Origin of the sequence: Terrabacter sp. NPDC000476 (genome assembly GCF_040300125.1) — a bacterium.
Classification (GTDB): domain Bacteria; phylum Actinomycetota; class Actinomycetes; order Actinomycetales; family Dermatophilaceae; genus Terrabacter.
In genome coordinates this window covers 1,918,523-1,930,450 of record NZ_JBEPDF010000001.1, presented here as the reverse complement: position 1 = coordinate 1,930,450, position 11,928 = coordinate 1,918,523, and the positions used below count along the sequence as shown (strand labels likewise).

General features: G+C 74.3%; 13 protein-coding genes. 9 read left to right on the top strand and 4 right to left on the bottom strand.

Translation table 11 applies throughout. The annotated features are described in order from the left end of the window. The first annotated feature begins 1 nt into the window (after position 1). From ABT295_RS09015 to ABT295_RS09005, 3 genes are all read left to right on the top strand, one after another. A complete protein-coding gene (locus ABT295_RS09015) occupies positions 2–442 on the top strand; it encodes a VOC family protein (RefSeq protein ID WP_352394022.1) in 441 nt (146 codons plus the stop codon). A gap of 171 nt (positions 443–613) precedes the next feature. Beyond that, positions 614–1,951 carry a 4-aminobutyrate--2-oxoglutarate transaminase gene (gene gabT / locus ABT295_RS09010; protein ID WP_352394021.1) on the top strand — a complete coding sequence of 446 codons (1,338 nt, stop codon included), beginning with the start codon at positions 614–616 and terminating at the stop codon, positions 1,949–1,951. Between the two features lie 210 nt (positions 1,952–2,161). After that, positions 2,162–3,031, top strand: coding sequence for a DUF559 domain-containing protein (locus ABT295_RS09005; protein ID WP_352394020.1), 870 nt, complete (start codon positions 2,162–2,164; stop codon positions 3,029–3,031). Positions 3,032–3,151: 120 nt separating this feature from the next. On the opposite strand, the gene ABT295_RS09000 is transcribed toward ABT295_RS09005, so the two are convergent. Both ABT295_RS09000 and ABT295_RS08995 read right to left on the bottom strand, forming a co-directional pair. After that, positions 3,152–3,976 (bottom strand): SGNH/GDSL hydrolase family protein, encoded by an 825-nt coding sequence (locus ABT295_RS09000; protein WP_352394019.1) that lies wholly within the window; start codon positions 3,974–3,976, stop codon positions 3,152–3,154. Further along, positions 3,973–4,650 carry a uracil-DNA glycosylase gene (locus ABT295_RS08995; protein WP_352394018.1) on the bottom strand — a complete coding sequence of 226 codons (678 nt, stop codon included), beginning with the start codon at positions 4,648–4,650 and terminating at the stop codon, positions 3,973–3,975. Before ABT295_RS08995 ends, ABT295_RS09000 begins: the two co-directional genes overlap by 4 nt. A 44-nt stretch (positions 4,651–4,694) precedes the next feature. Between ABT295_RS08995 and ABT295_RS08990 the strand changes: the two genes are divergently transcribed. The 6 genes from ABT295_RS08990 (at position 4,695) to ABT295_RS08965 (ending at position 9,986) form a co-directional block, all read left to right on the top strand. Continuing rightward, a complete protein-coding gene (locus tag ABT295_RS08990) occupies positions 4,695–5,873 on the top strand; it encodes an N-acetylglucosamine-6-phosphate deacetylase (RefSeq protein WP_352394017.1) in 1,179 nt (392 codons plus the stop codon). A 9-nt stretch (positions 5,874–5,882) separates the two neighbouring features. Next, complete coding sequence (locus ABT295_RS08985; RefSeq protein ID WP_352394016.1) at positions 5,883–6,533, top strand: HAD family hydrolase; 651 nt, start codon at positions 5,883–5,885, stop codon at positions 6,531–6,533. A gap of 36 nt (positions 6,534–6,569) precedes the next feature. Next, complete coding sequence (locus ABT295_RS08980) at positions 6,570–7,931, top strand: pyridoxal phosphate-dependent decarboxylase family protein (RefSeq protein WP_352394015.1); 1,362 nt, start codon at positions 6,570–6,572, stop codon at positions 7,929–7,931. A 125-nt stretch (positions 7,932–8,056) separates the two neighbouring features. Then, on the top strand, positions 8,057–8,401 hold the full coding sequence (napA, locus tag ABT295_RS08975) for a nucleoid-associated protein NapA (RefSeq protein ID WP_502991082.1): 345 nt from the start codon (positions 8,057–8,059) through the stop codon (positions 8,399–8,401). A 71-nt stretch (positions 8,402–8,472) separates the two neighbouring features. Next, a complete protein-coding gene (locus ABT295_RS08970; protein WP_345507215.1) occupies positions 8,473–8,937 on the top strand; it encodes a GNAT family N-acetyltransferase in 465 nt (154 codons plus the stop codon). Next, positions 8,934–9,986, top strand: a complete 1,053-nt coding sequence (locus ABT295_RS08965; protein ID WP_352394013.1) for a P1 family peptidase — start codon at positions 8,934–8,936, stop codon at positions 9,984–9,986. The genes ABT295_RS08970 and ABT295_RS08965 overlap by 4 nt, the downstream gene beginning before the upstream one ends. A gap of 32 nt (positions 9,987–10,018) precedes the next feature. Here ABT295_RS08965 and ABT295_RS08960 read toward each other — a convergent pair whose 3' ends face one another. Both ABT295_RS08960 and ABT295_RS08955 read right to left on the bottom strand, forming a co-directional pair. Beyond that, positions 10,019–10,663, bottom strand: a complete 645-nt coding sequence (locus ABT295_RS08960; RefSeq protein WP_352394012.1) for a hypothetical protein — start codon at positions 10,661–10,663, stop codon at positions 10,019–10,021. Continuing rightward, a complete protein-coding gene (locus ABT295_RS08955; RefSeq protein WP_352394011.1) occupies positions 10,603–11,274 on the bottom strand; it encodes a M48 family metalloprotease in 672 nt (223 codons plus the stop codon). Before ABT295_RS08955 ends, ABT295_RS08960 begins: the two co-directional genes overlap by 61 nt. Between the last annotated feature and the right edge of the window lie 654 nt (positions 11,275–11,928).

Genomic DNA, 11,928 nt, shown 5'->3' with positions numbered 1-11,928 from the left:
CGTGGACTGGACGCTCGAGGTCGTCATCGTCCCGGTCAGCGACCTCGCGGCCGCGATCGCCTTCTACCGCGACCAGGTGGGCTTCGACCTCGACCACGACACCGAGAACGAGCACATGCACGTCGCGCAGCTCACCCCGCGCGGCTCCGGGTGCTCGATCGTCGTGGGGAGCCTGCCGTCCCAGAACGCCATGGCGCCCGGGTCGCTCCACGGCCCGCAGCTCGTCGTCGCCGACGCCGAGGCGGCGCGGGCCGAGCTCGTCGGCCGGGGCGTCGAGTGCTCCGAGGTCCAGGTCATCGACCCCCGCGACGGCGGCACCTTCTTCGGGTTCTCCGACCCCGACGGCAACTCGTGGGCGGTGCAGCAGATCGCGGCACGCGCCGACCGGCCGCTCATCCCGCTCGACCACCGCGGCCGGTTCGGCGAGGGCGTCGAGCTCTGACCGCGCCACCGAGCGCGCGCCCTGACCCACCCCGACGACGCGTTCGGTCGTGAACGCGGTGAAGCACCGCTGAGTCCACGACCGGACGGCGCTGTCGGGTGCGGAATGCGCAGCTCTCGCGCGCTCGACCCCGGTTCCGCGCGGGGGGCGTCGGGCGGCATACTGGCTCGCATGAGCAACGTCCCCCAGCAGCGGCTCCTGCAGACCGCGATCCCCGGCCCCAAGTCGGCCGCGCTCCAGGCGCGCAAGACGGCGGCCGTGTCCGCCGGCGTCTCCACCGGCCTGCCCGTCTACGTCGAGCGCGCCGGCGGCGGCATCCTCGTCGACGTCGACGGCAACCAGCTCATCGACTTCGGCTCGGGCATCGCCGTGACGACGGTCGGCAACGCGGCGCCCCGCGTCGTCGAGCGGGTCACGGCCCAGGTGCAGGACTTCACGCACACGTGCTTCATGGTGACGCCCTACGAGGAGTACCTCGACGTCGCCGAGGCGCTCAACGAGCTGACGCCGGGCGACCACGAGAAGCGCACCGCGCTCTTCAACAGCGGCGCCGAGGCCGTCGAGAACGCCGTCAAGGTGGCGCGCCACTTCACCGGCCGCAACGCCGTCGTCGCCTTCGACCACGCCTACCACGGCCGCACCAACCTCACGATGGCGCTCACGGCGAAGAACATGCCGTACAAGCACAAGTTCGGGCCCTTCGCCGGCGAGGTCTACCGCGCACCGATGAGCTACCCCTACCGCTGGCCGGGTGGCCCCGCCGACTGCGCCAAGGAGAGCTTCGACGCGTTCGTCAGCCAGGTGCACGCGCAGGTGGGGGAGGAGAACCTCGCCGCCGTCATCCTCGAGCCGATCCAGGGCGAGGGCGGATTCATCGTGCCCGCACCGGGATTCGTCAAGCAGGTCGCCGACTGGTGCGCCGACAACGGCATCCTCTTCATCGCCGACGAGGTGCAGACCGGCTTCTGCCGCACCGGTGACTGGTTCGCCAGCGAGCACGAGGGCGTCGTGCCCGACCTCATCACGACGGCCAAGGGCATGGCCGGCGGCCTCCCGCTCGCGGGCGTCACCGGCCGCGCCGACGTCATGGACTCGATCCACGGCGGCGGTCTCGGTGGCACCTACGGCGGCAACCCCGTCGCGTGCGCGTCGGCCCTCGGTGCCATCGAGACGATGAAGGAGGAGGACCTCTGCGGCCGCGCCAAGCAGGTCGAGGCCCTCTTCGTGCCGCGCCTGCAGGCGCTCGCGGAGAAGTACCCGCAGATCGGCGACATCCGCGGTCGCGGCGCCATGCTCGCCGTCGAGCTCGTCAACGGCCCCGGCGACCTGACGCCGAACGCCGCGCTCACCGGCGCCGTCAACAAGGCCTGCCACGCCGAGGGCCTCGTCACCCTGACGTGCGGCACCTACGGCAACGTCTTCCGCTTCCTGCCGCCGCTCGCCGCCAGCGACGAGCTGCTGAGCGAGGGCCTCGACGTCTTCGAGAAGGCGTTCGCCGCGAGCGTCTGAGGCGCCACCGACCCGAGCACGGATGCCGTCCCGCTGAGCCAGCGGGGCGGCATCCGTCGTCGTGGGGTGGCCTGCGGGGACGGCCGGCTGGCAGTGGGCGACGCCCTGCGCGCGCTTCCCCGCGTCGGGGTGTCGGGTGCCAGCCCGTGGTCCCGCGCGGCCTGTGGACGACGGCCCGCGGCACCCCGCGCCGCACGTCATCGTGGGCGCATGGACGCCGCCGAGGCCGTGCGACGGCTGGGCGGGGTGTGCACCTGGCGCCAGCTCCGGCGCGCCGTGCCCTGGCGCAGCATCGGGCACGCCGTCGAGGCGGGCGAGGTGGTGCGGCTGCGTCGCGGGCTCTACGGACTGAAGGGCGCCGACGAGGCGGCTGCCGTCGCCCGCCGGCTGGCGGGCACGCTCTCGCACCGTTCGGCCGCCCTGCACTGGGGCTGGAAGGTCAAGACCACGCCGCGCCGGCCCGACGTGACCCTCGCCCGGCACCGTCGGCTCCCGCGCGGAGCACGCGACGTCGCGACCCTGCACTGGCGCAACCTGCCGGCCGACCACGTGCGCTCGCACGTGACGAGCCCGGCCCGGACCGTCGTGGACTGCTGCCTCGACCTGCCGCTCGACGAGGCCCTGTCGGTCTTCGACTCGGCGTTGCGCTCCGGACTGCCACGACGCGAGGTCACCGCGCTCGCGACGACGCTGGGTCCACGGCAGCGGGCCCGCGTCCTGCGCATCGCCCGGCAGGCGGACGCCCGCGCGGCCAACCCGTTCGAGTCGGTGCTCCGCGCGATCGCCCTCGGCGTCCCGGGCCTCACCGTCGAGGCGCAGGTGCGACTGCGCTACGACGACCTGTACGCGCGCGTCGACCTGGCCGACGAGGCGCTGCAGATCGTCATCGAGGCCGACAGCCACGAGTTCCATGCCGAGCGCCGCGCCTTCGACCGCGACTGCCGGCGCTACGACGAGCTGACGGTGCGCGACTGGATCGTGCTGCGCTTCACCTGGGAGCAGGTCATGGTCGAGCCCGACTGGGTGCGTCGGGTGCTCATCGCGGCGGTCGAGCTGCGCCGGCGGCGCCCGACGTGCTGACCGGGACGTCCGGCTGGCAGCTCACCGCCGCTCCCGCACGCGGGGCGCTCGTGGACTGCCTGCTGCCATCCCGTGGTCCCGGGCGTATGCCGTCGTGCGCGCTCGAGAGGTCGGCTGGGGTCAGCTGGGGTCGAGGGGCGCGACGTCGGGGCGCTTCGCCGAGCGCTGGTCTCCCGACGAGCGCCCGGTGAGCCGGCGGTGCACCCACGGGCCGACGTACTCCTTGGCCCACTGCGCGTTGGCCTGCAGCGCCTCGCGCCGACCGATGGGGGGAGCAGGCTCGAGCGGCGTCGCCCAGCCGGTCTCGGTCGGGGTGTGGCCGAGCGCCTCGAGCGCGGCGAGGGCCACGCGGCGGTGCCCCTCGGTCGTCATGTGGATGCGGTCCTCGCTCCACATCCGCCAGTCGCGCAGGGCGTGCAGCCCCCACTGGTCGATGACGTGGGCGCCGTTGCGGCGCGCGATGCTCCAGATGTTCGCCGTGTGGATCGCGGCGCGTCCCCGGGTCGCCTTGACGAGCGGCGCGTCGGCCGGGTCGACGGGCGTCGCCATGAGCACGTCGGCGCCCGTGGCCCGGATGCGCGCGACGGCGGCCTCGAGCCGTGCGGCGAGCCCGTCGAGGTCGGCCTTGGGGCGGAGGATGTCGTTGCCGCCGCCGACGATGCTGACGAGGTCGGGGGAGAGCGAGAGCGCGTCCTCGAGCTGGGGGCCCACGACGTCGGCGAGCTTGCGGCCACGCACGGCGAGGTTCGCGTAGCCGAAGTCGACGCCGTCGGCGCGCGCGATGCCGGAGAGGTGCGAGGCGAGCCGGTCGGCCCAGCCGGCGAACTCGCCGTCGTGGCCGAAGGTCGGGTCGTCGTCGCACATGCCCTCGGTGAAGGAGTCGCCGATGGCGACGAAGCGCGTCCAGACCGTGGGCCCGGAGACCTCGGGAGTGGGCTGGGTCATGTCAGGCTCCAGTCGATGGGGTCCGCGCCCTGCTGGGCGAGGAGGTCGTTGGTGCGGCTGAAGGGGCGTGAGCCGAAGAAGCCGGAGCGGGCCGACAGCGGCGACGGGTGCGCCGACTCGACGCGCGGCACCTCGCCGAGCGCCGGGGCGAGCGACTGCGCCTGACGACCCCACAGGATCGCGACAAGCGGCCCGCCGCGTTCGACGAGAGCCGAGATCGCTTGTGCCGTCACGGTTTCCCAGCCCTTGCCCTGGTGGCTCGCACTCGCGCCGGGTCGCACCGTCAGCACCCGGTTGAGCAGCATGACGCCGCGCTCGAACCACGGCGTCAGGTCCCCGTTGGCCGGCGTCGGCAGGCCGAGGTCGGTGCCGAGCTCCTGGTAGATGTTCTGCAGCGACCGCGGCACGGACCGCACGTCCGGGGCCACGCTGAAGCTCAGCCCCACGGGGTGGCCGGGCGTCGGGTAGGGGTCCTGGCCGACGACGAGCACGCGCACGTCGGGCAGCGGCAGCGAGAAGGCGCGCAGCACGCGGTCGCCCGACGGGAGGTAGCCGCGGCCGGCCGCGACCTCCTCGCGGAGGAACTCGCCCATCGCGGTGATCGTGTCGGCCACCGGCTCGAGGGCGGGGACCCACGTCGGGTGGACGAGGTCGGCGAGGGGACGGGCTGGCACGCCCACACGCTACCCCCGCCGTCCGTGCGACAGAATCGACCCCGATGAACCTCACACTGCGCGGACCCGCCCTCGTCGACGACGCCGTGCTGCCCGACGTGCTCGTGCAGGTCGACGGCGAGCACCTGACGTCCGTCACCCCGCTCGTCGACGGGGCGCCGCTCCCGCCCGGCGCGGGCGGGGCCGAGCCGGTGGGCGGGACGATGGTGCCGGCATACGTCGACCTGCACTGCCACGGGGGCGGCGGCACGGCCTTCACCGACCTGCGCGACGACGCCGCGGCTGCGGCGGCGGAGCACCACCACGCCCGTGGGTCGACGAGCCTGCTGGCGAGCCTCGTGACGATGAGCCCGCGCGACCTCGAGCGCGGGGTGGCCATGCTCGCCGAGCTCGCCGACGACGGCCTCGTCGACGGCATCCACCTCGAGGGACCCTGGCTCGCGGCCGCGCGCTGCGGCGCGCACGACCCGGCGCTGCTGCGCGACCCGTCGCTCGGCGAGGTCGAGCGCCTGATCGCCCTGGGGCGCGGGCACATCCGGCAGGTCACCCTCGCGCCGGAACGCACCGACGGGCTCGAGCTCGTCCGCTGGCTCACGGCAGCCGGCATCCACGCCGCGGTGGGCCACACGACCGCGACCTACCCCCAGGTCGGTGAGGCCGTGGCGGCCGGCGCCGACCTCGCCACGCACCTCTTCAACGGCATGGACCCCTGGCACCACCGCAAGCCCGGCGCCGTTGCCGCGCTGATGCGCTCGGCCGCCCGGGGTGACGTCACCGTCGAGCTCATCGCCGACGGCGTGCACCTGGCCGACGACACGGTTCGCACGGTGCTCGACCTCGTGGGCGCCGACCACGTCGCCTTCGTCTCCGACGCGATGGCGGCGGCCGGGGTCGGCGACGGTGCCTACGTGCTCGGCGGTCTCGAGGTCGTCGTCACCGGTGGCGTCGCGCGCCTCGCCCGCGACCCCGACGGCACGGTGCCCGGGTCGATCGCCGGCGGCACGAGCCACGTCGCCGACATCGTCGCGCGCACCGTGGCCTCCGGCGTCCCGCTGCCGTATGCCGTCCGGCCCGCCACGCGCACCCCCGCCCGGGTGCTCGGGCTGGCCGACCGGGGACGGCTCGAGGCCGGGGCCCGGGCCGACCTGCTCGTGCTCGGGGCGGACGCGCGGCCGACCCGGGTGATGAGACGAGGGCGGTGGCTCGGGACCGGCCTGATCTAGGCTCGGCCGGTGACGTCACCGCGCTGGTCCACCGCCGTCTTCGACCTCGACGGCACGCTCGCCGACACGATCCACCTCATCGTCGAGTCCTACCAGCACGCGTTCCGCACGATCCTCGGCCACGAGGAGGACCCGACCGTCATCCGCTCGTGGATCGGCCGGCCGCTCATCGGGGCCTTCCGCGACCACTCGCCCGAGCACGCCGACGAGCTGTACGCGACGTACCTGCAGTGGAACGCCGACAACACCGAGCGGCTGATCCGCGGCTACGACGGCGTGCGCGAGGTGCTCGCGGACCTCGGGTCCGCCGGCGTGCACGTCGGGGTCGCCACCTCGAAGCGGCGCGAGTCGGCGCAGCAGGCGATGGACATCCTCGGCCTCAGCGAGCACGTCGAGGTGCTCGTCGCGATGGAGGACACCGACAAGCACAAGCCCGACCCGACACCGCTGCTGCTCGCCCTCGAGCGGATGGGCCGCAGCGGGACCGGCGCCGTCTACGTCGGTGACGCAGTCGTCGACGTGCTCGCGGGCAAGGCCGCGGGCATGGACACCGTCGCGGTGACGTGGGGCGCGGGCGAGCCCGACGCGCTGCACGGCGTCCGCCCGAGCGTCGTCGTCTCGACGGCCGACGAGCTGCGCGCCGCCCTCCTCGGCGCCTGACCTCGGGCCGGGCCCGGCAGGGCCTAGCATGCGTGCGTGCACAGCTTCGACAAGGACGCCGACCACGTCGCCGTCGACAAGGTCCTCAGCTACGCCCGTGAGCGGCTCCTCATGGACCCGATCCCGCTCGACGGGGCGCAGACCGAGGAGTTCCTGACCGCCGCCGCGGGGCAGACCATCACGCGTGACGGCCTCGGCTCGACCCGGGCCATGGAGCTCTTCGAGCACACCCTCGCCCCGGCGTGCCTCTCCACCGACCACCCGCGCTACCTGTCGTTCATCCCGTGCGCCCCGACGCGCGAGGCCGCGGCCTTCGACGTCGTCGTCGGCGCCTCCTCGATCTACGGCGGCTCGTGGATGGAGGGCGCCGGTGCGGTCTACGCCGAGAACCAGGCGCTGCGGTGGATCAGCGACCTCGCGGGCCTGCCGGAGTCGGCCGGCGGCGTCTTCGTGCCCGGCGGCACGGTGGGCAACCTGTCGGCGCTCGTCGTGGCCCGGCACACGGCCCGGGCGAAGGCCACGGCGGCAGGCACGGGTGCCCGCCCCTACCGGATCGCCGCCACCGACAACGCGCACTCGTCCGTCGTCTCGATGGCAGCCGTCATGGACGCCGAGGTGTGCGGCGTGCACGTCGACGACCAGCTGCGCCTGACCGGTGCCGAGCTGCGGAAGACGTTGGAGGAGAACGGTCCCGAGACGTTCTTCGCTGTCGTCGCGACGAGCGGCACGACGAACTTCGGCGTCGTCGACGACCTCGCGTCGGTTGCGGAGGTGTGCCGCGAGTACGGCCTCTGGCTGCACGTCGACGGTGCGTACGGTGGCGCGGGCCTCGCCGCCCCGTCGGTGCGCCACCTCTTCGACGGCATCGAGCACGCCGACTCCTTCATCGTCGACCCGCACAAGTGGCTCTTCGCACCCTTCGACTGCTGCGCCCTCATCTACCGCGAGCCCGAGCTCGCGCGGGTCGCGCACACCCAGGAGGCCGGCTACCTCGACGTCATCACCAAGTCGGCCGAGTGGAACCCGACCGACTACTCGATCGGCCTCACCCGCCGGGCCCGTGGCCTGCCGCTCTGGTACTCCCTCGCGGTGCACGGCACCGACGCCTACGTCGAGGCCATCGAGAGCACGCTCGAGGTGACCCGCTTCGCGGCCGAGGAGATCGGCCGGCGCGACTACCTCGAGGCGGTGCGCGAGCCGGACCTCTCGGTCGTCGTCTTCCGGCGGCTCGGCTGGGGGCCCGAGGACTACCAGGCGTGGACCGACCGCCTGCTCGGCGAGGAGTTCGCCTTCGTCGTGCCGACGACCTTCCGCGGCGAGACGCTGACCCGCTTCGCCATCGTCAACCCGCACACGACCAAGGAGGACGTCAGCGCCATCCTCGACACGATGTCGTGAGCGCTGCTTCGTGACCTCCCTACTGACGACCGTCGTGGTGCCCGAGGGGCGGCTGTGACGCCTGTTCCGGACGGGTCGGGGCGGCCCGGCGGCCGAATGACACCCCTGTCATTTGGGTCTATGGTGTGAGCGGAGCCAACGCACGACCGCACCTTCAGCGAGACGGGGACATGAGCACAGACCACGCCACGGCGCAGCCGCACAGCCACGAGTCCGAGGACGGCCTCAGCGCCCGCGACCTCGAGATCCTGGCCTTCGAGCGCCAGTGGTGGAAGTACGCCGGCTCCAAGGAGCAGGCCATCAAGGAGCTGTTCGACATGAGCTCCACGCGGTACTACCAGGTGCTCAACGCGCTCCTCGACAGCCCGGCCGCCCTCGAGGCCGACCCGATGCTCATCAAGCGACTGCGCCGCATGCGCTCCAGCCGTCAGCGGGCGCGTACGACCCGTCGCCTCGGCATCAACGTCTGACGCTCCCGGCCGATCCCGCCCACCGGGTCGGCCTGCGCGCCCCGCGCGCACCGGCGTGGTTCACTTCCCTCATGGCCGAGGTGACGATCCGCCGCGCGGGCGCCGACGACGCCTTCATCGTCGCCGCCCTGCACCTGCAGTTCGCCCGTGAGCTGGGTATGCCGTCCGAGGCGGGCTACCTCGACCGCTTCGTCGACGCGTGGCTCGCCGAGCGGCCCGACCGCCCGACGTGGATCGCCGAGAGCCGGGGCGAGCACGCAGGGATTCTCGAGACCCGGCGCATCCGCGCCCTGCCGTGGCCCGGTCGCAGGGACGTGTCGTGGCTGCACGTCGGCGGGCTGTTCGTCGCCCCCGGATGCCGTGACCGTGGCGTGGGCCGCGCGCTCACCGAGGCGATGATCGAGTGGTCGCGCACGACCGACGTCAAGTGGATCCGCCTCAACGCACCCGACGACCGCGCGCAGGAGTTCTACGAGCGTCTCGGCTTCTCCTCGCCCGGCCGCCTCATGGAGTTCGACCTGCGCGACCCGCGATGACCACGCCCGGCCCGACCAACTCGCTCGTCGACGTGGCGGGGCTGCGCGTCGGGCACCGCACGCGCGACGAACCGGGCTGGCTCACCGGGGTCACCGTCGTGGTCGCACCCGACGGTGGGGCGGTGGCGGGGGTCGACGTGCGTGGGGGAGGGCCGGGCACCCGGGAGACCGACCTGCTCGACCCGCGCAACCTCGTCGACCGCGTGCACGCCGTCGTGCTCGGCGGTGGGTCGGCCTTCGGCCTGTCGGCCGCCGACGGCGTGATGGCAGGGCTCGCCGCGGACGGCGTCGGCTGGCCGGTCGGCGGGCCCGGGCAGGTCGTGCCGATCGTGCCCGCGGCCATCCTCTTCGACCTCGGGCGTGGCGGCACCTGGGAGCACCGGCCGGGCCCGGAGGACGGCCGGGCGGCGTACGACCTCGCGTCGTCGGCGACGGTCGAGCAGGGCTGCGTCGGCGCGGGCACCGGGGCGACCGTGGGTGGCCTCAAGGGCGGCATCGGGTCGGCGAGCGTCGTGCTCCCGTCGGGCGCGACGGTCGCCGCGCTCGTCGCCGTCAACGCCGTCGGCTCGGCCGTCGACCCGACCTCCGGGCTCCCGTATGCCGTGGGCCTCGGTCTGCCGGGCGAGCTGGCCCACGTGGGCCGCCCGAGCGTCGCCGAGCTCGAGGCCGCGCGAGCGCGCGCCGAGGCGGCGCCGGCCGGGGCCGTCCGGGCGGGGCTCGCGACGACGATCGGCGTGGTGGCGACCGACGCGACCTTGACCAAGGCGCAGTGCCAGAAGGCGGCCGGGGTGGCGCACGACGGGCTGGCCCGCTCGCTGCGGCCCGTGCACACCCTCTTCGACGGAGACACCGTGTTCGCGCTCTCGACCGGCGGCGGGTCGGCGCCCGACCCGGTCGAGCAGACCGTGCTCATGGAGGCCGGCGCCGACTGCGTGGCGCGCGCCGTGGTGCACGCGCTCCTCGCAGCGACGTCGGTCGACCGCTCGGCCGACGGTGGCATCGCCGTCCGGTCCTGGTCGAACGCGTTCCCCTCCGCCCTCCGCGGCTGAGCCGCGCTCCGTCCGGTCGGCGACCCGGTGCCCTAGCGCCAGGTGTCGAGCAGCTCGTCGCGCAGCCGGCGCGCGAGAACGGTCCGCTGGCCGGTGAGCTCGGCGTCGGCCGCGCGAGCCAGGGCTCGTCGGTCGGCCTGCGCCTCCGGCTCCGGCGTGGCCGGATGGGCCTCGAGCACGCCGAGCCGCAGGTCGTCGCGAGGGTGCGCCGCGTCCCACCGGAGGTCGTGCTCGCGGGCGCGGGACCGGGCGAGGGCGACGTCGCGGTCGGTCAGGTCCGGTCGCGCGCGGACCGCCTCCAGCGCGGTGAACGGGTCCTCGCGCCGGCGAGCGGCCGCACCGGCCAGGGTGTGCACGCCGGCGAGGCCCATCGTGGTGAGCAGCAGGCGCACCACGGCTGCGGTGCCGGCCACCTCGGCCGCCCGCAGGTCGGCGGCGTACTCGCGCTCCTGCGCTTCCTGCGACGCCACCCGCTCGAAGGCGAGGAGGGTGACGACGGCCGGCGCCGACACGACGGTGAGGACGAGGCGTCCCAGACCGTTCATGGTGGTCTGCGACCGGCCCACCTCGAGGCGGTCGTCCACGAGGTCCGAGACGGCGTCGCGGGGCAACGGCGTCAGCAGCGTCGCGAGCCGGTCGAGGAGCCCGTGCGCGTGGCCGACGAGCGCAGCGCGCACGCCGTCGCCGCTGCGGACGTGGCCGAGCTCGTGAGCGACGAGGGCACCCGCTCGTCGTCCGTGAGGCACGTCCACAGCGGCAGCCCGACGACGAGCGTCGGTCGCCTCGTCCAGCCGACGGCGACGACCTCGACGCCCCAGCCGGCGTCGAGGTGCACCGCGGCCGGGGTGTGGGCGCCCACGGCCTCGGCGAGATCGGCCACGAGCCGGTGCGTGGCGGGGAAGTCGTCCGGCTCGAGCCGGACCGTCTCGCCGAGGCGCACCGGCCGGGGCACGAGCGCCGCGACGAACGCCCATCCGGCAACGACCCCGAGCCACCCCCAGAGTCCCTTCCGCGCCACGGTGGCCCAGACGAGCAGACCGACCACGACGGCCGCGGCCGCGAGCACGAGTGAGGCGAGGACCGTGACGGCGGTGCCGCTCGCCGAGCGGGTGACCGTGATGCCTCGCGCCACGAGGTCGTCGTGCAACCGCCGGGCGGCGTCGTCGGTCGCCCGTCGTCGCCGACGTGCCACCCATGACCCGTCGGAGGACTGCGGTTGCGCCTCGTGCGGACGCAGCGTCGTGCCGGGGCGCGCGGCGGCTGGCGGGGAGGAGGCATGGTCGGTCACGGTGAGGTCCTTCGGCGACGGGCGGGGCTCGCCGGATGCTACGGCCGCGCCGGCCCGGGCAGGGTCGTTTTGTCGGGATCGACGTCGCGCCGCTCACCTCCTGTCGGTGCCGGGGAGGTGTGGTCGGTCGCTCTGCGTTGCGTCGTGAGGTGACGCACCGACGCGGGGATGCTCCAGGCGGCGCGCTGCTCACCTCTCGTGGTGTCGGGCAGGTGTGGCTCTCGTGGTGTCGGGCAGGTGTGGCTCTCGTGGTGTCGGGCAGGTGTGGCTGGCCGCTCTGCGTTGCGTCGTGAGGTGACTCATCGACGTGGGGACGTTCGAGGCGCCGCGCCGCTGTCCGGGGCCCGAAGGCTGTGCATTCCGTCGCGGGCCGACGCGCCCTCGCGGGGTGAGTGGCTTGGTGGGACGCGCACCTCGGGAGCTCGTCGGGCGAGTCACCTCAGGTGTGTGGCGCCGGCGGCGCGGTTGCCCCGGACGCGGAGAGGATGGTGCGTCGGCGGATGACTCTCCAGAGGCGCCTGCTGGTGATGTACCTCCGGCCTGCGCCCCCGGGAGGTTGAGTCACGGGGTGACGCGATCCAGCGGGCACGGTCGCAGTGGGGTGCTCCGTGCTCGGTCACGCGCTGGGGCGCCCGGTGGTTGGGTCACGGGGTG

Excerpts from the sequence above, each read along its gene's own strand:
- ABT295_RS08990 (WP_352394017.1), top strand. The coding sequence starts at position 4,695 with ATGAACCTCACACTGCGCGGACCCGCCCTCGTCGACGACGCCGTGCTG.
- ABT295_RS09005 (WP_352394020.1), top strand. The coding sequence starts at position 2,162 with ATGGACGCCGCCGAGGCCGTGCGACGGCTGGGCGGGGTGTGCACCTGG.
- ABT295_RS09000 (WP_352394019.1), bottom strand. The coding sequence starts at position 3,976 with ATGACCCAGCCCACTCCCGAGGTCTCCGGGCCCACGGTCTGGACGCGC.
- ABT295_RS08965 (WP_352394013.1), top strand. The coding sequence starts at position 8,934 with ATGACCACGCCCGGCCCGACCAACTCGCTCGTCGACGTGGCGGGGCTG.
- ABT295_RS08970 (WP_345507215.1), top strand. The coding sequence starts at position 8,473 with ATGGCCGAGGTGACGATCCGCCGCGCGGGCGCCGACGACGCCTTCATC.
- gabT (WP_352394021.1), top strand. The coding sequence starts at position 614 with ATGAGCAACGTCCCCCAGCAGCGGCTCCTGCAGACCGCGATCCCCGGC.